Annotated in this window: 21 protein-coding genes and 1 tRNA gene; 16 read left to right on the forward strand and 6 right to left on the reverse strand. The window is 30.2% G+C overall.

The window, feature by feature from the left end; translation table 11 throughout:
• The 12 genes from tolQ (at window position 1) to ACTTAX_RS06635 (ending at window position 12,518) form a co-directional block, all read left to right on the forward strand.
• Window positions 1–675 (forward strand): protein TolQ, encoded by a 675-nt coding sequence (tolQ, locus tag ACTTAX_RS06580; RefSeq protein ID WP_440693812.1) that lies wholly within the window; start codon window positions 1–3, stop codon window positions 673–675.
• A complete protein-coding gene (gene tolR / locus ACTTAX_RS06585; protein ID WP_075506058.1) occupies window positions 676–1,092 on the forward strand; it encodes a protein TolR in 417 nt (138 codons plus the stop codon).
• A 5-nt stretch (window positions 1,093–1,097) separates the two neighbouring features.
• On the forward strand, window positions 1,098–1,961 hold the full coding sequence (locus ACTTAX_RS06590) for an energy transducer TonB (protein ID WP_440693814.1): 864 nt from the start codon (window positions 1,098–1,100) through the stop codon (window positions 1,959–1,961).
• Window positions 1,962–1,973: 12 nt separating this feature from the next.
• Window positions 1,974–3,314 carry a Tol-Pal system beta propeller repeat protein TolB gene (tolB, locus tag ACTTAX_RS06595; protein WP_440693816.1) on the forward strand — a complete coding sequence of 447 codons (1,341 nt, stop codon included), beginning with the start codon at window positions 1,974–1,976 and terminating at the stop codon, window positions 3,312–3,314.
• A 106-nt stretch (window positions 3,315–3,420) separates the two neighbouring features.
• Window positions 3,421–3,984 (forward strand): peptidoglycan-associated lipoprotein Pal, encoded by a 564-nt coding sequence (pal, locus tag ACTTAX_RS06600; RefSeq protein WP_440694038.1) that lies wholly within the window; start codon window positions 3,421–3,423, stop codon window positions 3,982–3,984.
• A gap of 80 nt (window positions 3,985–4,064) precedes the next feature.
• Window positions 4,065–5,069 (forward strand): tol-pal system protein YbgF, encoded by a 1,005-nt coding sequence (ybgF, locus tag ACTTAX_RS06605; protein WP_440693818.1) that lies wholly within the window; start codon window positions 4,065–4,067, stop codon window positions 5,067–5,069.
• Entirely contained in the window at window positions 5,029–6,051 is a 1,023-nt protein-coding gene (gene tilS, locus ACTTAX_RS06610; RefSeq protein WP_440693820.1) for a tRNA lysidine(34) synthetase TilS, read from the forward strand. The genes ybgF and tilS overlap by 41 nt, the downstream gene beginning before the upstream one ends.
• Before the next feature lie 63 nt (window positions 6,052–6,114).
• Window positions 6,115–8,022: an ATP-dependent zinc metalloprotease FtsH gene (gene ftsH / locus ACTTAX_RS06615; RefSeq protein ID WP_440693822.1), complete on the forward strand. Its 1,908-nt coding sequence runs from the start codon at window positions 6,115–6,117 to the stop codon at window positions 8,020–8,022.
• 6 nt (window positions 8,023–8,028) lie between these two features.
• A complete protein-coding gene (gene folP, locus ACTTAX_RS06620) occupies window positions 8,029–9,081 on the forward strand; it encodes a dihydropteroate synthase (RefSeq protein ID WP_440693824.1) in 1,053 nt (350 codons plus the stop codon).
• Complete coding sequence (glmM, locus tag ACTTAX_RS06625) at window positions 9,081–10,412, forward strand: phosphoglucosamine mutase (RefSeq protein ID WP_440693826.1); 1,332 nt, start codon at window positions 9,081–9,083, stop codon at window positions 10,410–10,412. Before folP ends, glmM begins: the two co-directional genes overlap by 1 nt.
• Window position 10,413: 1 nt before the next feature.
• A complete protein-coding gene (gene thiD / locus ACTTAX_RS06630) occupies window positions 10,414–11,226 on the forward strand; it encodes a bifunctional hydroxymethylpyrimidine kinase/phosphomethylpyrimidine kinase (RefSeq protein WP_440614001.1) in 813 nt (270 codons plus the stop codon).
• Window positions 11,226–12,518, forward strand: a complete 1,293-nt coding sequence (locus ACTTAX_RS06635; protein ID WP_440693828.1) for an adenylosuccinate synthase — start codon at window positions 11,226–11,228, stop codon at window positions 12,516–12,518. The genes thiD and ACTTAX_RS06635 overlap by 1 nt, the downstream gene beginning before the upstream one ends.
• Here ACTTAX_RS06635 and rpoH read toward each other — a convergent pair.
• Window positions 12,515–13,396 (reverse strand): RNA polymerase sigma factor RpoH, encoded by an 882-nt coding sequence (gene rpoH / locus ACTTAX_RS06640; protein ID WP_262590531.1) that lies wholly within the window; start codon window positions 13,394–13,396, stop codon window positions 12,515–12,517. The two genes, ACTTAX_RS06635 and rpoH, sit on opposite strands and share 4 nt — an antisense overlap.
• Before the next feature lie 41 nt (window positions 13,397–13,437).
• Entirely contained in the window at window positions 13,438–14,418 is a 981-nt protein-coding gene (locus ACTTAX_RS06645; protein ID WP_440693830.1) for an RluA family pseudouridine synthase, read from the reverse strand.
• A 23-nt stretch (window positions 14,419–14,441) separates the two neighbouring features.
• On the opposite strand from ACTTAX_RS06645, the gene ACTTAX_RS06650 reads away from it, so the two are divergent.
• Window positions 14,442–14,518: transfer RNA gene (locus ACTTAX_RS06650), tRNA-Arg, on the forward strand.
• Window position 14,519: 1 nt separating this feature from the next.
• On the opposite strand, the gene ACTTAX_RS06655 is transcribed toward ACTTAX_RS06650, so the two are convergent.
• From ACTTAX_RS06655 to ACTTAX_RS06665, 3 genes are read right to left on the reverse strand one after another with little or no spacing between them, the layout of a single operon-like run.
• A complete protein-coding gene (locus tag ACTTAX_RS06655; RefSeq protein WP_262590293.1) occupies window positions 14,520–15,311 on the reverse strand; it encodes an ABC transporter permease in 792 nt (263 codons plus the stop codon).
• Window positions 15,308–16,036 carry an ABC transporter ATP-binding protein gene (locus ACTTAX_RS06660; protein WP_440693832.1) on the reverse strand — a complete coding sequence of 243 codons (729 nt, stop codon included), beginning with the start codon at window positions 16,034–16,036 and terminating at the stop codon, window positions 15,308–15,310. Before ACTTAX_RS06660 ends, ACTTAX_RS06655 begins: the two co-directional genes overlap by 4 nt.
• Entirely contained in the window at window positions 16,033–16,968 is a 936-nt protein-coding gene (locus ACTTAX_RS06665) for an L-threonylcarbamoyladenylate synthase (RefSeq protein ID WP_440693834.1), read from the reverse strand. Before ACTTAX_RS06665 ends, ACTTAX_RS06660 begins: the two co-directional genes overlap by 4 nt.
• Window positions 16,969–16,988: 20 nt before the next feature.
• On the opposite strand from ACTTAX_RS06665, the gene ACTTAX_RS06670 reads away from it, so the two are divergent.
• The 3 genes from ACTTAX_RS06670 to dxs are packed head-to-tail and all read left to right on the forward strand — an operon-like array spanning window position 16,989 to window position 20,007.
• Window positions 16,989–17,225, forward strand: coding sequence for an exonuclease VII small subunit (locus tag ACTTAX_RS06670; RefSeq protein ID WP_440693836.1), 237 nt, complete (start codon window positions 16,989–16,991; stop codon window positions 17,223–17,225).
• Window positions 17,222–18,094 (forward strand): polyprenyl synthetase family protein, encoded by an 873-nt coding sequence (locus ACTTAX_RS06675; RefSeq protein ID WP_440693838.1) that lies wholly within the window; start codon window positions 17,222–17,224, stop codon window positions 18,092–18,094. The genes ACTTAX_RS06670 and ACTTAX_RS06675 overlap by 4 nt, the downstream gene beginning before the upstream one ends.
• The gene (dxs, locus tag ACTTAX_RS06680; protein ID WP_440693840.1) at window positions 18,091–20,007 is read left to right on the forward strand and encodes a 1-deoxy-D-xylulose-5-phosphate synthase; all 1,917 of its coding nucleotides are present in this window, start codon (window positions 18,091–18,093) and stop codon (window positions 20,005–20,007) included. The genes ACTTAX_RS06675 and dxs overlap by 4 nt, the downstream gene beginning before the upstream one ends.
• A 4-nt stretch (window positions 20,008–20,011) precedes the next feature.
• Here the strand turns inward: dxs and aroC are convergent, their stop codons facing one another.
• Complete coding sequence (gene aroC, locus ACTTAX_RS06685; RefSeq protein WP_440634240.1) at window positions 20,012–21,094, reverse strand: chorismate synthase; 1,083 nt, start codon at window positions 21,092–21,094, stop codon at window positions 20,012–20,014.
• Window positions 21,095–21,101: the final 7 nt, after the last annotated feature.

Raw genomic sequence — 21,101 nt, forward strand, 5'->3', positions numbered from 1 at the left:
ATGGAAGCAGACATAGCCGCAAAAGCAATAGACCTAGGCACAAATACAGATTTTTCACTTTTCAGTTTATTCTTAAAAGCAGATATAATTGTTAAAGCGGTAATGATTAGCCTTATACTTTGCTCTGTCTACTCATGGGCAGTGATTATAGAAAAATATAGACTTTTTAAAAAAATAAATAAATCTTCAGAGGAATTTGAAGAAAAATTTTGGAACTCTAAATCTGCTGAAAATTTTTATAATAGTTTACCAAATAATTTAGAAGACCCAATGTCTTTAGTATTTCAAAATGCCATGGAAAACTTACTAAAAAGAAAATCCAAAACAAATTTGAGTGAAAGAATGACAGCTTTCCTTGAGGGAGGAATAGAAAAAGAAATGTCAAAGATTGAAAAGGGATTTACATTTTTAGCAACTGTAGGCTCGACTGCACCATTTATTGGATTGTTTGGAACAGTTTGGGGTATAATGAATTCTTTTCAGTCAATTGCAATTTCAAGAAATACTAGTCTTGCAATAGTTGCACCTGGTATCGCCGAAGCATTATTTGCAACTGCATTAGGATTATTAGCAGCCATACCTGCGGTAATTGCTTACAATAAATTTAATATAGACGCAAAAAAATATTCAGAAAAATTAGAGAATTTTTCAAAAAGATTTTTAACAATAATTTAAATGGCTTTTAAATTAAATCGCTCATCAAAGGAACCAATGAGTGAGATTAATGTTACTCCTTTTGTGGATGTGATGTTAGTACTTTTAATTATATTTATGGTCACAGCACCGCTTTTGACTGTCGGTGTTCAAGTTGATCTACCAGAGAGTTCAGCAGATTCTTTGCCTGAGGAAACAGAACCTTTAACACTTTCTATCAATGCAAAAGGTGAAATTTTTATCCAAGAGTCAAAAGTTGAGTATGACAATATAATTGCTAAAGTTTTGGCAGTTTCAAAAAACAGAACCGATACAAGAATTTATGTAAGAGGTGATAAAACTATCAATTATGGTAGGGTTTTAGAGATAATGGGTTTATTGTCTGGATCTGGCTTTACTAAGGTTGCATTAATCTCCGAGCCTCTTAAACAAAGGTAACTACAGTGAAGAGTAGTAGTATTGCTATATCCTCTGCTTTACACATATGTTTAGTTGTCCTTACAGCTTTAAGTTTGCCTTTTCTCTCAAAAAAACCAATAGATCTTCCACCAATAGTTTCTGTTGAATTAATTCAAATAGCTGAAGAAACAAATATTCCTTTTGCACCCAAAGCAAAAAAAATTATTGAAAAAGTAAAAGAAAAAGAAAAAAAACTTGTCTCCGAACAAGCTCCACCCAAAAAGGTAAAAAAAACCAAAACCAAGACTGTTGTCTCAGAGAAAAAAAATAAAAAGATAGAAAAACAAAACCCAGAAGCAGTGCCGTTGCCAAAGAAAGAAGTTAAGAAAATAAAGACTAAAGAGGAAAAAAAACAAAATCCAGAAAAAGTAGATAATGAAGTAAAACAAGTATCTGAATTTGAAAAGAAAGATTTATTTGATCCAAACAATATTGCTGCTCTAATTGATAAATCAAAAGAAGAGTCAGCAGAAATAGTAAAAACAAATAATGATGTTACTCAAGATCAAGTGAGAAACATTGAAAGCTCTAAACTTACTTTAAGTGAAGAAGATGCTTTAAAAGCCCAAATATTTGGTTGTTGGAGCATCCCTTTAGGTTTACCATATGATGAAAATTTATTAGTTAGAATAAAATTAAAACTTAAACCAGATGGTTCAGTCACAAAAACTGAAATTTTAGATCATGCTAGAATGAATAAACCTGGTCAAGGTTTTTATAAAGTTTTGGCAGAAAGCGCTTTGAGAGCAGTTAGATTATGTCAACCTTTGAGAGTTCCTAGCTCTGGTTATGAAAGATGGAAAGAATTACAATTAAATTTTGATGCAAGAGAGATGTTAGGAGGTTAGAATAAAGAATTTATGATTAAAAAATTTATAATTTTTATTTTTGTTTTATTTCCAGTAAAAGCTTTAGCTTTAATTGAAGTTGATATTACAAGGGGAAACTTAAACCCTCTTCCACTTGCAGTCTCACCATTGTCAATAGATGAAACATCTAGAAAGAATTTTGAACAGATTTTAAATAAAGAAAATATTGGATCAGAAATATCAATAATTGTTGAAAATAATTTAAGAACTTCAGGTTTATTTAATCCCTTAGATAAAAAAGCATTTTTACAAGCACCAGATATAGCAAATTTAAAACCAAGATTTGAGGATTGGAATTTAATTAAAGCTCAAGCTCTTATTACGGGTAAGGTAAATTTTATTAATGATAAATTAAGGGTTGAGTTCAGACTTTGGGATGTGCTTGCTGCGAAAGAAATGATGGCTTTAGCATTTACAACTGTTCCAACAAATTGGAGAAGAGTTGGTCATATTATATCAGATAAAGTTTATGAAAGATTAACCGGTGAAAAAGGGTATTTTGATACTAGAATAATTTATGTAGCGGAAGAAGGCCCAAAAACACAAAGAATAAAAAAATTGGCTATCATGGATCAAGACGGTGCTAATAATAAATTTTTAACTTTAGGAAATGAGCTTGTGCTCACTCCACGATTTAATCCAGCAAGTCAAATGGTTACATATTTATCTTATTTTAAAAATATGCCACGAGTTTATCTTTTGGATATTGAAACAGGAACACAAGAAGTTGTTGGAGATTTTCCTGGAATGACATTTGCTCCTAGATTTTCACCTGATGGTAAAAAAATAATTATGAGTTTTGCAAAAGATGGAAAATCAGATATTTATACAATGAATTTAGAAACTCGTTTAGTAGAGAGAATAACCAATCATCCATCAATTGATACATCACCCTCTTATTCTCCAGACGGAAAATATATAACTTTTAACTCTGACAGAAGTGGTTACCAACAAATTTATGTCATGAAAAGTGATGGAAGTGATGTAAAAAGAATTTCTTTTGGAAATGGGTTGTATGGAACACCTGTTTGGTCTCCTAGAGGTGATTTAATAGCGTTTACAAAATTACATAAAGGAAAATTTTATATCGGAGTTATGCGAATAGATGGAACTGGTGAAAGATTATTAACTGAAAATTACTACCAAGAGGCACCTTCTTGGTCACCTAATGGAAGAGTTTTGATATTTTATAGAGAAACAAAAACTAATTCTAAAGGTGAGGGTTTTTCTGCTAAATTGTGGTCTATTGATTTGACTGGTTATAATGAAAGATTAATCAAAACCGAGACTGATGCATCAGACCCATCTTGGTCGTCTTTATTAAGTAATTAATATCAATTTATACTTGAATAAGATGAAATTTCTTGATTTTTTGGGTTGAAACATCTAATTAGTTGTGAAAAAGATAGTATTTGAAAAAGCAGCAAGGAGCAAATTAATGAGATTAAACAAAATTTTAAAAAATGCGTTACTAGTTATTTCTGCTGGAATAATTTTAACTGCGTGTGCAACTAAAAAAGAGGTAGCTGTAGAGGCACCGAAAAAAGAAGAAACAAAAAAAGAGGAAACAAAAATAGAAAAAGAAGAAGTAACTAAAATTGAAAAAATTGCAGGGCAAATGCAAGGTGATGTTTACGTTGGAACTGACAGCGTAAAATATTTGGCTGATGGTGTTGCCGACAGAGTATTTTTTGCAACAAACGAATCTATATTAACGACTGCTTCAAGAGAAACTTTAAGAGCTCAGGCTGCTTGGTTAAGAGAAAATTCTAACATCACTGTAGTTTTAGAAGGTCACGCAGATGAAAGAGGAACAAGAGAATATAACTTAGCACTTGGTGAAAGAAGAGCTAACGCTGCAAAAGATTATCTAATGACTTATGGCGTTTCATCTGACAGAATTACAGTAATCAGTTATGGTAAAGAAAGACCAGTTGACTCAGGTTCAAATCCTTTAGCTTGGTCGAAAAATAGAAGATCAGTAACTGTTAAAGCAAATTAAACAATTTTTAAAAAAGACCCTAAAAGTTTTTGGATTTTTAGGGTCTTTTTTTTGCCTTTATATAATCATATAAAAAACGAATGAGATCACTCCTAAGGTCAATTTTATTTAGTTTAATATTAATATTAAACTTTCTTTTTTCAGGGAATGCTTACTCAGATAATCACAATATTTATGAAATCTTAGATTTAATTAAAAAAGACTTAAAAACTCTTGAAAGAGCTGTTTACTCAGGTTCAATTGAAATAGAGAGTAGTACAAAGAACCAATCAGTATCAAATCTTGATAATAACTCCGAAGATGTCTTGACTAGGCATTTGCTAAAATTGTCAGAGGTAGAAGAGCAGTTTAGAGAACTTACTAATAAGTTTGAGGAAATTAATTTTAAGCTTGATAAACTTTCGAATAGAGTATCCAAGCTACAGTCTGATAATCAGATAAGGTTTCAAGATATAGAAAATGATTTAAGTTCTATTAATATAGTTGATAACAATCAACAACTGAGTCTTACGCCTAAAATTGAAAAGCAAATACTTCCCGGAAGTTCACAGCCACAAGACTTAGGCACAGTTTCTTATAAAGACATGCAAACTTCAGAGGAGAATCAACAAATTCAATCGGTTGATACAACAGCTTCTATTGTTGAAGAAACTTTTCAAGCTGAAGATAAAATTTTACCAATAGATTTAACTCCAAAAGAACAATATGAATTTGCAACAAGCTTCTTAAAAGTTGGAGATTACAGTACAGCCGAAAGGGCTTTTAGAGAATTTGTATTATCAAATCCAGAAGATGAATTAGCAGGTAGCGCTCAATATTGGTATGCAGAAACTTTTAGAATAAGACAACTTTATACTGATGCAGCTTCAGCTTATCTTGAAGGATATCAAAAATATCCAAAAGGTAAGAAAGCTCCAATAAATTTATTAAAACTTGGAGTTTCAATGGTTCAAATTGGTGAAAAAGATCAAGGTTGTAAAATGATTAATGGTGTAGAGTTGCAATATCCTAATGCAAATCAGTCTGTAATACAAAAAGCAAAATATGAATCTAAAAAATTTGAATGCGTCAAGCAAGATTCATAAACAACTTCTTAGCAAGTTAAGAGATAAAAGAATTTATAAAATCTATAATAAATTTGAAAATAATTTAAATTTAAATAATAATTTTACAGTTGCTGTATCGGGTGGTCCTGATAGCCTTGCTTTAGCTTTTTTTTCGAAAATTTATTCAATTAAAAAATCTTTAAAAGTCAAATATTTTCTAGTTGACCATAAATTGAGAAATAATTCATCTGTCGAAGCTTTATTTGTAAAAAATCTTTTGAAGGATTTTTCTATAGATTTAGATATTTTAAAATGGAATGGGAAAAAACCCAAAAATAATATTCAATCTCTTGCAAGAAAAAAAAGATATAATCTCTTAATTAATCAATCAAAAAAATTTAAAATTAATCACATTTTATTTGGTCATCATGAAGATGATGTTTATGAAAATTTTTTTATAAGGCTTTTAAGAGGAAGTGGTTTAAAGGGTATCGTATCTTTAGACAAAGCGACTTTAATTAATAATGTAAATATTTTAAGACCTTTAATAAACGTTGAGAAAAAAGATTTAATCTACATTTCAAAAAAGGTGTTTAATAAATATGTAGAAGACCCTTCAAATGAGGATGAAATTTTTACTAGAGCAAGAATAAGAAATTTAATTAAAAATCTTGAAAGTGAAGGTTTAGATAAAAGTAAATTTAAATTATCAATTAATAATTTAAAAAGTGTTGATCAATCAATCCTGTTTTTTTGTGAAAAAAACTTAAGAGAAAATTCGATTATCTCTCACAATAAAGTTGTATTAAAAGAAGAATTTTTTAACTTTCCTCAAGAAGTTTTGTTTAGGTCATTTTCAAAGATCTTACAGTTAGTTGGGAAAAAGTATTTTCCACCCAGAGGTAAAAAAATTAGCAATATTTTAGAAAATCTAGAGAGTAAAATCACTTTAAAATCTACACTTGGAAATTGTGTCGTAAAAAAAATTAATAGAACTGTAATTGTGTATAAAGAGCGTTAATATCCCACAATTTATAGTTATTTTGTCACTTGTTTAATTTGCAATAATTCTTATTTTAATAGCATGAATTTCAAAAATCTGGCTATGTGGGGAATAATAGTTTTCTTAACTATTGGTCTTTATAACATGTTTAAAAATCCTCAATCAAATATTAGAGGAGGAAATCAAATAATTTTTTCAGATTTTTTAACTTCAGTTGAAAATGGAGAAGTTTTAAAAGTTGAGATACAAGGAAACAACATCAAGGGTGTTTACTCAAATGGAAATTCATTTTCAACTTATGCTCCAAACGATCCTAATTTAATTGAAAAATTATCAGATAAAGGCGTAAGTATTTCAGCAGCTCCGTTAGAAGAAAAAATGCCATCTTTATTTGGTGTATTACTTTCTTGGTTCCCAATGCTCTTGTTAATTGCTGTTTGGATCTTTTTTATGCGACAGATGCAAGGTGGAAAAGGTGGAGCGATGGGATTTGGCAAGTCAAAAGCCAAGATGATGAATGAACTTAAGGGTAAAGTAACATTTAATGATGTTGCTGGAGTAGAAGAGGCAAAAGAAGAAGTAGAGGAAATTGTAGAGTTTTTAAAAGACCCTAAAAAATTTAGTAGACTTGGTGGAAAGATACCTAGAGGTGCTTTATTGGTTGGACCTCCAGGAACAGGAAAAACTTTGTTAGCAAGAGCTATTGCAGGTGAAGCAGGAGTTCCTTTCTTTACTATATCAGGTTCAGATTTTGTTGAAATGTTTGTTGGTGTTGGAGCATCAAGAGTAAGAGATATGTTTGAACAAGGTAAAAAAAATTCTCCGTGCATAATATTTATTGATGAAATAGATGCAGTGGGAAGAAGTAGAGGTGCAGGTTTAGGTGGTGGAAATGATGAAAGAGAGCAAACTTTGAACCAATTATTAGTAGAGATGGATGGTTTCGATACTAATGAGGGAGTTATTATAATTGCAGCAACAAATAGACCTGATGTTCTCGATCCAGCACTATTAAGACCTGGAAGATTTGACAGACAAGTAGTTGTTTCAAACCCAGATATTATTGGAAGAGAAAAAATTTTAAAAGTCCATGTGAAAAAAATTAAGATGGCACCAGATGTAAATCTAAGAACTATTGCAAGAGGGACTCCTGGTTTTTCAGGAGCAGATTTAGCTAACTTAGTCAATGAAGCTGCCTTATTAGCAGCAAGAAAAAATAAAAGAATTGTAACTTTAATAGAATTTGAAGAAGCAAAAGATAAAGTATTAATGGGTGCCGAAAGAAGATCAATGGTGATGACTGAGGATGAAAAAAAACTTACTGCTTATCATGAGGGTGGCCATGCTTTAGTCTCATTTAATATGCCTAGTTATGATCCAATTCACAAAGCTACTATCATTCCAAGAGGAAGAGCTTTAGGAATGGTTATGAATTTACCAGAAAGAGACAAACATGGATATTCAATCAAATATCTAAAAGCTAGACTAGCAGTTTGTTTTGGAGGAAGAGTTGCAGAGGAATTAATTTTTGGAAAAGATAACATTTCTACAGGAGCGGGTGGAGGAAGCGGTTCAGATATTAATCAAGCCACTCAACTTGCAAGAGCGATGGTAACTAAATATGGTATGAGTGAAGAGATGGGTCCAGTTGAATATGGAGAAAATCAAGAGGAAGTTTTTTTAGGAAGATCGGTTACTCAAACTCAATCAGTTTCTGAGGAAGTTGCTCAAAAGATTGACAAAGAAATTAGAAAACTTGTGGACGAAGGATATAATCAAGCTAAGAAAATATTAACTGAGAAAATAGATGATTTACATAAAATTGCTAAAGCATTAATTACTTATGAAACTTTAACAGGTGAAGAGATTGAGAACATAATTAACAAAAACTTATATCCAAAAGATAAAATTTTAGAAAATCAAGACTCAAAAGATGATCATGACTCGGCTTTAGGAGCCATGGGTCTAAAACCAAAAATTGTTCATTAATTTATAATGCAAAGATATTACACAAGAGCGTGTAATTTCTATTATGGTAATCAATCAAAAATTTTAGTAAGTAAAAAAAAAGCCATACCATTACATCAAATTAAAGAAATATCGTTTGATCATATTGAAATAATAACTAGAAAATCAAAGAAAAAAATTTCAATTAATCAAATAAAATATTTACAAAATGATTTAAAGAAAAAAGTTAATTTAGATTTAAAAAAAATTAAAACTAAAAAAAAAAATTTTTCTAACTTAAAATTTAAAAAAGTTCCAAATATACTAGGTGTCTTAAATCTTACCCCAGATAGTTTTTCTGATGGAGGAAAATTTAATACAAAACAAAGAGGAATAAGTCATGCTTTTAAACTATATAACGGTGGTGCTGATTTAATCGATGTTGGAGGAGAGTCAACAAGACCAGGTTCAAAGACAGTAAATAAAGAAGATGAGTGGAAAAGAATTAATGAAATCTTAAAATCTATTGTAAAAAAAATTCCGATTTCTTTGGATACTAGAAAATCTGATATAATGAAAAATGGAATTAAATTAGGTGTAAAACTAATTAATGATGTTTCAGGTTTAAGTTTTGATACAGAAACAATAAATGTATTAAAAAAAAGTAAAGTTCCTTTTGTCATTCAGCACACGCTTGGAACACCAGAAAATATGCAAAAAAATCCAAAATATAATAATGAATTACTGGATATTTATGATTTTTTTGAGGAGAAAATAAAATTTCTAAGATCTAAAGGTATTAAACACAATAATATAATTTTAGATCCTGGAATCGGGTTTGGAAAAAAACTGAAACATAATATGAATTTAATCAGAAGTGTTTCTATTTTTCATTCATTAGGATTTCCTATACTTGTAGGAAATTCTAGAAAAAGATTTATTAAAGATATTTCAAAAAAAAATGATAGCTTTACTAGAATTGGAGGAACAATATCGTCTTCATTATATTTGATGACACAAGGGGTTCAGATTTTAAGAATTCATGATGTTAATGAAGTTATGCAAGCAATTAAAGTTTTTAAAGAGATAACAAATAAATAATGGCAAAAAAATATTTTGGAACAGATGGAATAAGAGGAGCTATTAATAGTAAATATATTAATGGAGATATGTTTTTTAAGTTTGGACTAGCTAGTGGTACATATTTTAAATCCCAAAAGAAAAAAAAACAAACAGCAATAATTGCAAAAGATACAAGATTATCTGGATATACACTGGAACCTGCACTTGTTTCTGGTTTGGCTTCTGCTGGCATGCATGTTTACACATTGGGTCCTTTACCAACCAATGGATTAGCTATGCTTACAAAAGAAATGAAGGCCAATATGGGTATTATGATTACAGCTTCTCATAATCCTCATTATGACAATGGATTAAAATTATTTGGTCCTGATGGAATGAAATTATCAGATAAAATAGAAAAAAAAATAGAAGCTCTTATAGATAAAAAAATATCAAATAACCTTTCCAGTCCTGAAAAGCTAGGAAGAGTTAAAAGATTAGAAACAGGAACTAAACGATATATTAAAATATTAAAAAAAAATTTCACAAAAGAGTTCAATTTAAGAGGATTAAGAATTGTTATAGATTGTGCCAATGGTGCTGGTTATAAAGCAGGGCCTGAGTTATTAAAATCATTAGGCGCTAAAGTTATAGCAATAGGTGTAAACCCAAATGGTTTGAACATTAATAAAGATTGTGGTTCAACTTTTCCAAGAAAAATTAGAACAGCTGTAAAAAAATATAAAGCTCATATTGGCATTTCTTTAGATGGAGACGCTGATAGAATTATAATGTGTGATGAAAAAGGTAACATTGTAGATGGTGATCAAATAATAGCTGCTTTAGCAACAAGATGGAAAAATAAAAAAATGCTAAGAGGTGGTGTTGTTGGAACACTAATGTCGAATTATGGATTAGAAAAATATTTAAAATTCAACCGAATAAAATTTTTAAGAGCTAATGTAGGTGATAGATATGTTAAAGAAAAAATGCAAAAATTTAAATTTAATTTAGGTGGTGAACAATCAGGACATATTATTTTAGGTAAATTTGCAACAACTGGAGACGGTTTGCTTGTAGCTTTAGAAGTTCTTTTTGCTCTGAGAAAAGGTAAAAAAACGAGTGAATTTTTTCAGAGTTTTAAAAAAACCCCTCAACTATTAGAAAATATAACTGTTAAAGATAAAAATATTATTAATAAACCTGAAATAAAAAAAGTTATAAAACTCGCAGAAAAATTAATTAATGGTCAAGGAAGAGTTTTAGTTAGAAAATCAGGAACAGAATCTAAAATTAGAGTGATGGCAGAAAGTGATAATAAAATACTTTTATCCAGATGTGTAAACATGATATCCAAAAAAATAAAATAAATTGAAACCAAATTCGAAAATTTTAATTATTGCGGGTTCAGATTCATCTGGTGGAGCTGGCATACAAGCTGATATTAAGACTGTTACAGCTCTAGGTTCTTATGCGATGACAGCTATAACTGCAGTTACAATTCAAAATACCACAGGTGTAAAATCAATTGTAGGTATCAATCCGAAAGAAATTTTCAATCAAATTGTTTTTACCTCCAAAGATATTAAGCCTGATGCAATCAAAATAGGAATGTTACACTCATCTAATGTTATCAAGATGGTAATTAAAGCTTTAAATTTAATTAAAGTTAAAAGTATTATTTTAGACCCCGTCATGGTTGCAAAAGGTGGTGCCAAATTAATAGATAATAAAGCAATTAAGTTATTAAAATCGGAATTAATAAAAAAAGTTTCACTAGTTACTCCTAATATTCCTGAAGCTGAAATTTTGACTGAAACAAAAATCATATCTGTTGAAGATATGATTTATGCTGCAAATAAGCTTATGGAATTTGGAGCTAAAAATGTACTTATTAAAGGTGGACATTCAAAAAATAAAATAGTTAAGGATGTTTTTGTTAATAAAAAAGATATTAAGATTTTTAACAGTACGCGTTACAAAACAAATAATACTCATGGTACAGGTTGTACTTTATCAAGTGCAGTCACTACATTTGTGTCGTGTGGAAAACCAGCAAAGAAATCTTGTGAGCTTGGAATTAAGTATGTAAATTCAGCTATTAAAACAAACCCAAATTATGGAAGAGGTCATGGTCCAATTAACCATCTTACTTCTATAAAAGTAAATAAAAAATTTAATTAATGAAAAACATAGTTGTTGTTGGATCTCAATGGGGTGATGAAGGAAAAGGTAAGATTGTTGATTGGTTATCTGAACAGGCAGATGTAGTTATTAGATTTCAAGGTGGTCATAATGCGGGCCACACTCTTGTTATTGATGGTATTACTTATAAGCTAAGATTACTTCCATCTGGCATCGTTAGAAAAGGTAAAATATCAATAATTGGTAATGGTGTTGTTGTAGATCCTTGGGCCTTATTGGAAGAAATTGAAGAGATTAAATCTAAAGGTGTAGAAGTAGATGTAAATAACTTCATAATATCAGAATCCGCAAATCTGATTTTGCCATTCCATAGAGAAATGGATGAAATTAGAGAAGATACAGCAGGAAAAAGTAAGATAGGTACTACCAGAAGAGGAATTGGACCTGCTTATGAAGATAAAGTAGGAAGAAGATCAATAAGGGTTATGGATTTAAGATCAGAAAAAAATTTAGATCAAAGATTAGATTCTGTATTGATACATCATAATGCAATCAGAAAAGGACTTGGAAAAAAAATTTTTGAAAAAGATCAACTTAAATCTGATTTATTCAAAATCGCTCCTAAAATATTAAAATTTTCACAGCCTGTATGGCTTAAAATTGATCAATTTAAAAAGCAAAAAAAGAAAATTTTATTTGAAGGTGCTCAAGGTATTTTACTTGATGTAGATCATGGAACTTATCCTTTTGTAACTTCATCTAATACAGTTGCTTCTAGTGCAGCTACCGGAACAGGCTGTGGTCCTAATTCAATAAACTATGTTTTAGGAATTACAAAAGCTTATACAACAAGAGTAGGGGAAGGGCCTTTTCCAACAGAGCTAACTGATGAAGTAGGTGAACTTTTGGGCACACGTGGAAAAGAATTTGGAACTGTTACAAGTAGAAAAAGAAGATGTGGGTGGTTTGATGGTGTTCTAGTAAGACAAACAATTAAAGTTTCAGGTATAGATGGTATAGCTTTAACAAAATTGGACGTTCTTGACGAATTAGATGAAATTAAAATGTGCATTGCTTATGAACTAGATGGAGAAAAATTAGATTATTTGCCTGCTGCTGTAGAGGATCAAATTAAAATAAAACCAATTTACAAATCTTTTCCAGGCTGGAAATTATCTACTAGTGGAATTAAAAATATGGACTCATTACCTGATAATGCAAAAAAATATATTTTTGCAGTAGAAGACTTTATAGGTGCAAAAATATCAAGCGTCTCTACTAGTCCAGAAAGAGATGATACTATTTTAATTGAAAATCCTTTTGAAGCTTAATTTGCTGGTAATAAATTTTTAGATTTAGCAAGAAGTAGCATTTGTTTTTGAAGTTTTTCAAATGCTTTATTTTCTATTTGTCTTACTCTTTCTCTACTGATTTTATATTTTTTACTTAAATCTTCCAGGGTTGTTGGATCATCATTTAGTCTTCTTGAATACAATATCTCTCTTTCTCTGTCATTAAGCACTGTAATAGAATCTTTTAACAAGTCTTTTCTTTGCTCCATTTCCTCATGTTGAGCAAATTTTAAATCATGATCAAGCTCTTTATCTACTAACCAGTCTTGCCACTCATCACCATCCTCTCCAACTTGAGCATTCAATGAAAACTCTTTTCCAGAAAGTCTTCTATTCATTGAAACAACTTCTTCTTTACTCACATCAAGTTTGTTAGCAATATGATTTACGTGTTCATCCCTTAAATCGCCTTCAGTTTCAGGAGATATTTGGTTTTTAATTTTTTTTAAATTGAAAAATAATTTTTTTTGAGCAGTTGTTGTTCCAATTTTTACAAGACTCCAAGATCTTAAAATATATTCTTGGATGGATGCTTTAATCCACCACATAGCATAAGTTGCTAATCTAAAACCTTTTTCAGGTTCAAACTTTTTAACAGCCTGCATCAAACCAACATTTCCTTCTGAAATCATTTCATTTATTGGCAGACCATAGCCTTTGTATCCCATAGCAATTTTTGCAACTAATCTTAAGTGACTAGTTACTAATTTTTCAGCAGCTTTAATATTTCCAGTTGTTTTCCAATTTTTGGCTAACATATATTCTTCTTCTGCGGCCAACATTGGGAATTTTTTAATCTGTTCTAAATATGCAGAAAGACCACCCTCATTGGATAGTGTAGGTAGATTGTTGCTCATAGCAGAGTTTATTTAGTTAATTATACTTATTTTTCAATAATTTATTCTTCAGTGTTTCTAAGCATTTTTAAAATATTATTTAGTTCTTTAGGCAAAATTGAGGTAAAAATCAGTTCTTTCTGGGTTCTAGGATGAACAAAGCCTAAAGTCTTTGCGTGTAGAAATTGTCTGTCTAAATTTGTAATTGAATTTTGAATATCAAAATCAACGTTTTTTAATTTTTTATATTTTTTTTTATATTTATCATCACCAACTAAACTATTTCCTTTATAGTTCATGTGCACTCTGATTTGATGAGTTCTACCAGTTTCTAATTTGCATTCGACTAAACTTAATGTCGGTATTTTTTTATTTTCGAAAATTTCAATTGTTTTATAGTTTGTTACAGCTTTCTTGCCCTTTGAACTGCTCACTTCCATAAGTTGCCTATTTTTTGAACTACGAGTAATAAATGTTTCTATCCTACCAAAAGATGGTCTTAGCTTTCCCCATATTAAAAGTTGGTATTCTCTAATAATTGTGTGCTTACTGAATTGTTTTGATAAATTTTCATGGGTCTCATTATTTTTTGCCACAACAACTAAACCTGAAGTATTTTTATCAATTCTATGGACAATTCCAGGTCTTAATTCATCCCCAATAGTTGATAAAGATTCTTTATTGTAATGCATCAATGCATTTACAATTGTTTTGTCATAATTGCCTGCTCCAGGATGCATTATAATTCCTGAAGGTTTATCGATTACTAATAAATCAGAATCTTCATAAACAATATTTAATTTAAAATCATAAGGCTTTAGAGATGCAATCTCTGGTTCTGGAATCGTAAGATTTACAACATCACCAATCGAAACTTTTTTAGATGGACTTTTAATTATTTCATTATTTAGTTTTAATTTTTCTTTTAAAATTAAATTTTTAACTCTGGTTCTACTAATAATTCCGTCTCTTTTGTTAATTAATACATCTACTCTTAAATTCTTTTCTTCTTCTTCAACTATAAAATTAATGCTTTTTTCCATAAAATATAATATTAATACCAAATGCGCTTGTAGCTCAACTGGATAGAGCGCCAGATTTCGGCTCTGGAGGTTCAGGGTTCGACTCCTTGCAGGCGCACCATTTACTCTCCAATATTAATTAAAGTCCCTTTTTCTCTAGCTTTATCAAACGAAAAATAAAAAGTTGCTATAGCAACTGTGAAATAAAATGCATTTAGTGAAAGTGCGATACGAATATTTTCATAGCTAACAATTCCATTGACTAAGATATTTCTGGTTTCTTCAAATATATAAACTAATGGCAATGCGTATGCTATTGATTGAAATATTTCAGGTAAAATTTCAACTGGATAATAGATACAGCCAAAAGGTGCCAATAAAAACATTGTAGACCATGCAATATTCTCAAAAGATGGCCCAAATCTTAGCAACCCAGCTGATACAAAAAGCCCCAAAGTAATTCCAAAAATGTACAAACTTAAAAAAAGAAAAGCTAATGGTAATCCCAAGTTTAATATAGATATGCCAAATAATGGTGAGGTTAAAAGTATCGCTGGAATTAATCCGATTAAAGCTCTTATTAAAGCGGTGATTACAAGTGCAGTAATTATTTCACTAATTTTCATTGGAGCAATAAATAAATTAGTAAAATTCCTACTCCAAATTTCTTCTAAAAATAACATATTAAAACCAATGCTTGTTCTAAAAAGAAAATCATAAAGAATTGCACAAGACAATATAACTCCAACAGCTCCACTATAGTATGAACTGTGTGCTGCAAAAAAATTGGATATGAAACCCCAAAGAGTTATCTGGATAGAGGGCCAATATATTAAATCAAGTATTCTCGGGAACGACCTAGTAATTAAATAAAAATGCCTTAAAAATAATCCATATATTCTTGTAATATTCATTTATCTTTCCTAACAATTTCTAAAAAAACTTCTTCCAAGTTTTTTTGTCCATATTTTTTTATTAAATCTTCCGGGGTACCACTGTCTACGATAGTACCATCTTTCATCATCATAATAGAATTAGACAATCTTTTTACTTCATCCATGTTATGAGAAGCCAGCAAAACAGATATTTTTTTTTCTTCTTTATACGTTTCTAAAAAAGTTCTAATAAAATCTGCTGTTTCGGGGTCTAGAGCAGCAGTTGGCTCATCTAACAAGAGCACAGTAGGATCATTAATTAATGCTTTCGCAAGACTTACCCTATTTTTTTGTCCTGATGACAGCTCTCCTGTAATTTTATCTAAAAGATCTCCCAATCTTAATTTTTCTGAGAGAAAATTAATTCTCTCATTCAAATTTTGAATATTATAGAGTTTCCCATACACAATTAAATTTTGGTTTACTGTTAATTTTTTAGGCAATTCAATATAGGGAGAAATAAAATTCATTTTATGTAGAATTGAAATTTTATTATTTTCAATATTTTTACCGTTAATTAAGACTTGGCCACTTGTGGGCTTTAATAATCCTAGTATCATTCCAATTGTTGTTGTTTTTCCACAACCATTTGGACCTAATAGTCCTACTATTTCATTTTCATTAATTTTAAAATTTATATTATTAACTGCTTTTTTAGTCTTATATGATTTTGATAGATTTATGACTTCTATTGAGTTTTTCATTTGAAGTTTGATGCTCTCTTGAGTCTGTCATTTATTGTTTTTCCAATTCCTTTATTTGGTATTTTTTCTACAGCTATTGATCTATATTTATCTTTTTTTATTTTCCTCAAAACACTATACAGGTTTCTGGCAGCTTCATTTAAGTTATTTGTTTTGCTTAAATAATAAATATCTTTAGATATATTTTCTCTTTTTTTTAAGAGTACAAAAGCTTCATTTTTTTTGTTTTTTTTTGCATTCATTCTTAAAGGTAATCCTGGAGAATAGTGTAAAGGAAAAAGACCAGGAGAAATTTTATCTTTTGAATTTATATTAATTATTATTTTTTGATTCAAAGTTTTTTTAATCTTTGAAACACTCAATCCTCCATATCTTAGTAATCTAGGTTTATTTGTTATATTTAATATTGTAGACTCGACACCAATTTTACAAACACCACCATTCAAAATAAATTTTATTTTGTTACCAAATTCATCTTTGACGTCTGCTGCTTTTACAGCACTTAATCTTGAGGAAATATTAGCACTTGGTGCTGCAACTGGATATTTTAAATTTTTGAGTAATTTTCTAAATAGAGGATGTTTTGGAAATCGTATAGCAACTGTTTTTTTATTATTAGTTACAAACTTTGATATTTTAGAATTTTTTTTGAGCTTCAATACATATGTTATTGGTCCTGGAGAAAATTTTTTATAAAGTTTAATAAGATTATCATTTATCTCACAGTCTTCTGAAATTTTTTTTAAATTAAAGTAGTGAACAATTAGTGGATTGTTAGCAGGTCTTCTTTTTAGGTTAAAAATTTTTTTAACAGCAGTGTCCGAGTATGCGTTACCTGCGAGTCCGTAAACAGTTTCTGTTGGAACAGCTACACAATGACTTTTATCTAAGTAATTTTTCGCTTTTTTGATGTTTGATTGAATATTTTTCATGTAATAGTAATGATTAATATATGAAAGATAAAAATTTACCACTCGATTATGACAATAGAACGCTTGAAGAGCTAACAGATGAGGCAAATCAAATGATAAAGTCTTTAGAGGAAAAAGATGACTTAGACAATTCTGTAGAAAGCTATCAAGAGTTAATAAAATTAAATAATTTAATTGAAAAAAAATTTCAAAAAAATTTAAGATCTATTAGTGAAAATACAAATAAAAAAATTAAGGATATCATTAAGAGAAAGTGAAAAATCAACTTAATAAAATTGCAGAAGATACTAATTTATTCTTGAAAAAATACATTCAGGAACAAGAAAATTCCAAATTAATTTACGCAATGAAGTATGGATTATTTCCTGGAGGAAAAAAAATTAGATCTAAAATATTAATTGATATTGGATCGTTATTCTCAATTAACTATCATACATTAATTGCTGTAGGTGCTGCTGTAGAATGTATTCATGCTTATTCTCTTATTCATGATGATTTACCATGCATGGATAATGATAATATGAGAAGAGGTAAACCATCAGCTCATATTAAATTTGGTGAGTCGACAGCTGTCCTCGCTGGAAATTCATTATTAACAATGGCTTTTGAAATTTTAACTAGTTCTAAGATAAGGTTGAGGGACAAAATTAAAGTTAAATTAGTAGATAAACTTTCTATGTGTTCAGGACATTTGGGTATAGCGGGTGGTCAATATTTAGATTTAGATTTTGAAAAAAAGAAAGTTTCAAAAAAACAAATTATAGAAATGGAAATTAAAAAAACAGGAAAACTTTTTAGTTTTTGTTGTGCAGTACCAGCAATCATTAAGGAGAAAAGTCTAAAGGAAATAAAATTTTTTGAGAGTCTTGGTTCTGATATTGGCCTTCTTTTTCAAATAGCAGATGATTTAATAGATTTTAAAGGTAATTCTAAAATTGCTGGGAAGAGAACAAAAAAAGATCAAAAAAAAGGCAAAGCTACCCTTATAAGTTTGCTAGGTTATGATGCTTCAATCAAATATTGTGGTAAGATTATTTCAGATATTAATAGAAATTTAAAAATTTATGGTTCAAAATCAGAAAATTTAAACGATACATTAGAATTTATATTAAATAGAAATAAATGAAAAATAATTACAAGTTTTTAGATAATATTAACTTTCCATCCGATTTAAGAAAAGTTTCTGAAAATGATTTACAACAAGTAGCTGATGAAGTTAGAGAAGAGATGATCAGTGCAGTATCTAAAACTGGTGGACATTTAGGTGCAGGTCTAGGGGTTGTTGAGCTGACTGTAGCTCTGCACTATGTTTTTGACACACCTAATGATAGATTAATTTGGGATGTAGGACACCAAGCATACCCACATAAAATTTTAACGGGAAGAAAACAAAAAATTACAACCTTAAGACAAGGTAACGGTTTATCAGGTTTTACTAAAAGATCTGAGAGTGAGTATGACCCATTTGGTGCAGCTCATAGTTCCACATCTATATCATCTGCACTTGGCATGGCTGAAGCAAATAAATTAGAAAATAAATCCTCAAATGTAATAGCTGTTATTGGAGATGGCGCAATTAGTGCTGGTATGGCATATGAAGCTATGAATAACGCTGGCGCATCAAAAACTAAAATGATCGTTATATTAAATGATAATGATATGTCTATAGCAAAACCAGTAGGTGCGATGAGAACATATTTAGCAAAGTTATTTACTGGAAAAATCTATTTTAGCTTAAGAGAAACTTTAAAATTAATCACCTCAGCTTTTTCAAAAAGATTTAGTGCTAAAGCTGGTAAGGCAGAAGATTTTTTTCGTTCTGCTGTCACCGGTGGAACACTATTTAGCTCACTTGGTTTTTATTATGCAGGACCAATAGATGGTCATGATCTTTCCACACTTGTCCCTATTTTAAGAAATGCTAGAGACTCAAAGCATGAGGGTCCAATTATGATACATATTAAAACTCAAAAAGGAAAAGGATATTCTTATGCTGAAAAAGCTAGTGATCACTATCATGGAGTATCAAAATTTAATGTTGAAACTGGAGAGCAACAAAAAAGTGGCTCTAATTTACCTGCATATACAAAAGTTTTTGCAAATACACTTGTTAAGCATGCAAAAAAAGACAGTAAGATTGTTGGAATAACTGCAGCAATGCCAGGTGGAACCGGTATGGATATCTTTGGCAAGGAATTTCCAAAAAGAATGTTTGACGTTGGTATAGCTGAACAGCATGCAGTTACTTTTGCTGCAGGTCTTGCAACAGAAGGGTATAAACCCTATGCAGCTATCTATTCTACCTTTCTACAAAGAGCTTATGATCAAGTAGTGCATGATGTAGCAATACAGAGTCTACCTGTAAGATTTGCAATTGATAGAGCTGGATTAGTTGGCGCAGATGGATCAACGCACGCAGGGTCTTTTGATATTACTTATTTGTCAACTTTACCAAATTTTATCGTGATGGCAGCTAGTGATGAAGCTGAGTTAGTAAAAATGATTAATACTTCGGTTGATATTAATGATAAACCCTGTGCAATAAGATATCCAAGAGGAACAGGTATTGGAGTTGAACTTCCTTCAATAGAGGAAAAAATAGAGATAGGTAAAGGAAAAATTATTCAGCAAGGAACCCAAGTTTGTTTGTTGAGCTTAGGTACTAGACTTGAGGAATGTAAAGTAGCTGCAGAAGAATTGAAAGCAAAGGGTATTTCAACAACAATTATAGATGCCAGATTTGCAAAACCTTTAGATGAAGATTTAATTTTAAAATCTGCAAGAGAACATGAATTAATGATTACAATTGAAGAAGGCTCTATAGGAGGCTTTGGATCCCATGTTAAAAATTTATTAGCTGAAAAAGGAATATTTGATAAAGGTTTAAAATTTAGATCCATGACTCTTCCAGATGAATTTATAGAGCAAGATAATCCAAAAAAAATGTATGATATTGCTGGATTGAATAGTCCACAAATTACAAAAAAAGTTTTAGAAGTTTTATTTAATAAGGACTCAATTAGAGTAGTAAAAAACTAACTATTTATCCGCACTGAGCCTGATTCATTAAGTAGTGGTCTAATAAAACACAATTCATCATAGCTTCTCCAACTGGAACAGCTCTTATTCCTACGCAAGGGTCATGTCTCCCTTTAACTGATATTGTGGTATTTTTTCCGAATTTATTAATAGTTTTTCTTGTAGTTAAAATTGAAGATGTAGGTTTAACTGCAAATGATGCTATTATTTCTTGACCAGAAGAAATTCCGCCTAAGATCCCGCCTGCATTATTTGAGTTAAATTTTAATTTATTATTTTTTAATGATATTTCGTCAGAGTTTTGCTCGCCACTTAGTTGTGCAGAATTCATTCCAGCACCAACATTTACTCCTTTAACTGCATTAATGCTCATAAACGCTGATGCAATATCAGAATCTAATTTTGAATAAATAGGTGCACCAAGACCTGCAGGAATACCTCTTGCTCTAACCTCTATTACAGCGCCACATGATGACCCTGATTTTCTTACACCAAGTAAATATTTTTCCCATAATTTAATCATGGACTTATCTGGACAAAAGAATGGATTTTTTGAAATAATTTTATCATTCCACTGTGACGTATCACATCCTAAGATTCCTAATTGAGTTACAGCACCTATAACTTTAAATTTTTTTCCTAATTTTTTTTGAAGTACTAGTTTAGCTATAGCACCAGCCGCAACTCTTGAGGCCGTCTCTCTAGCTGAAGATCTTCCTCCGCCTCTATAATCTCTAATTCCATATTTTTTGAAATAGGTAAAGTCCGCATGACCTGGTCTAAATTTATCTTTAATATTTCCGTAATCTTTAGATCTCATGTCTTTATTATAAATAATTAGAGAAATTGGTGTGCCAGTAGTTTTTCCTTCAAATACACCTGAAAGTATTTGTACCTTATCGTCTTCTTTTCTTTGTGTAGTAAATTTTGATTGTCCAGGTTTTCTTTTGTCTAATTCTAATTGAATATCTTTTTCATCTAGATTTATGTTTGGAGGACAACCGTCAACTATACAGCCAATAGCAGGACCGTGAGATTCACCCCAAGTTGTGAAACGAAATAGCTTTCCAAAAGTGTTAAATGACATTATTTAT

The sequence above is a fragment of the Candidatus Pelagibacter sp. HIMB1695 genome (assembly GCF_052047655.1).
Taxonomy (GTDB): domain Bacteria; phylum Pseudomonadota; class Alphaproteobacteria; order Pelagibacterales; family Pelagibacteraceae; genus Pelagibacter.

Coding starts and splice junctions, on each gene's coding strand:
- tolQ (WP_440693812.1), top strand. CDS start 1: ATGGAAGCAGACATAGCCGCAAAAGCAATAGACCTAGGCACAAATACA.
- tolR (WP_075506058.1), top strand. CDS start 676: ATGGCTTTTAAATTAAATCGCTCATCAAAGGAACCAATGAGTGAGATT.
- tolB (WP_440693816.1), top strand. CDS start 1,974: ATGATTAAAAAATTTATAATTTTTATTTTTGTTTTATTTCCAGTAAAA.
- pal (WP_440694038.1), top strand. CDS start 3,421: ATGAGATTAAACAAAATTTTAAAAAATGCGTTACTAGTTATTTCTGCT.
- ybgF (WP_440693818.1), top strand. CDS start 4,065: ATGAGATCACTCCTAAGGTCAATTTTATTTAGTTTAATATTAATATTA.
- tilS (WP_440693820.1), top strand. CDS start 5,029: ATGAATCTAAAAAATTTGAATGCGTCAAGCAAGATTCATAAACAACTT.
- ftsH (WP_440693822.1), top strand. CDS start 6,115: ATGAATTTCAAAAATCTGGCTATGTGGGGAATAATAGTTTTCTTAACT.
- folP (WP_440693824.1), top strand. CDS start 8,029: ATGCAAAGATATTACACAAGAGCGTGTAATTTCTATTATGGTAATCAA.
- glmM (WP_440693826.1), top strand. CDS start 9,081: ATGGCAAAAAAATATTTTGGAACAGATGGAATAAGAGGAGCTATTAAT.
- ACTTAX_RS06635 (WP_440693828.1), top strand. CDS start 11,226: ATGAAAAACATAGTTGTTGTTGGATCTCAATGGGGTGATGAAGGAAAA.
- rpoH (WP_262590531.1), bottom strand. CDS start 13,396: ATGAGCAACAATCTACCTACACTATCCAATGAGGGTGGTCTTTCTGCA.
- ACTTAX_RS06645 (WP_440693830.1), bottom strand. CDS start 14,418: ATGGAAAAAAGCATTAATTTTATAGTTGAAGAAGAAGAAAAGAATTTA.
- ACTTAX_RS06655 (WP_262590293.1), bottom strand. CDS start 15,311: ATGAATATTACAAGAATATATGGATTATTTTTAAGGCATTTTTATTTA.
- ACTTAX_RS06660 (WP_440693832.1), bottom strand. CDS start 16,036: ATGAAAAACTCAATAGAAGTCATAAATCTATCAAAATCATATAAGACT.
- ACTTAX_RS06665 (WP_440693834.1), bottom strand. CDS start 16,968: ATGAAAAATATTCAATCAAACATCAAAAAAGCGAAAAATTACTTAGAT.
- ACTTAX_RS06670 (WP_440693836.1), top strand. CDS start 16,989: ATGAAAGATAAAAATTTACCACTCGATTATGACAATAGAACGCTTGAA.
- dxs (WP_440693840.1), top strand. CDS start 18,091: ATGAAAAATAATTACAAGTTTTTAGATAATATTAACTTTCCATCCGAT.
- aroC (WP_440634240.1), bottom strand. CDS start 21,094: ATGTCATTTAACACTTTTGGAAAGCTATTTCGTTTCACAACTTGGGGT.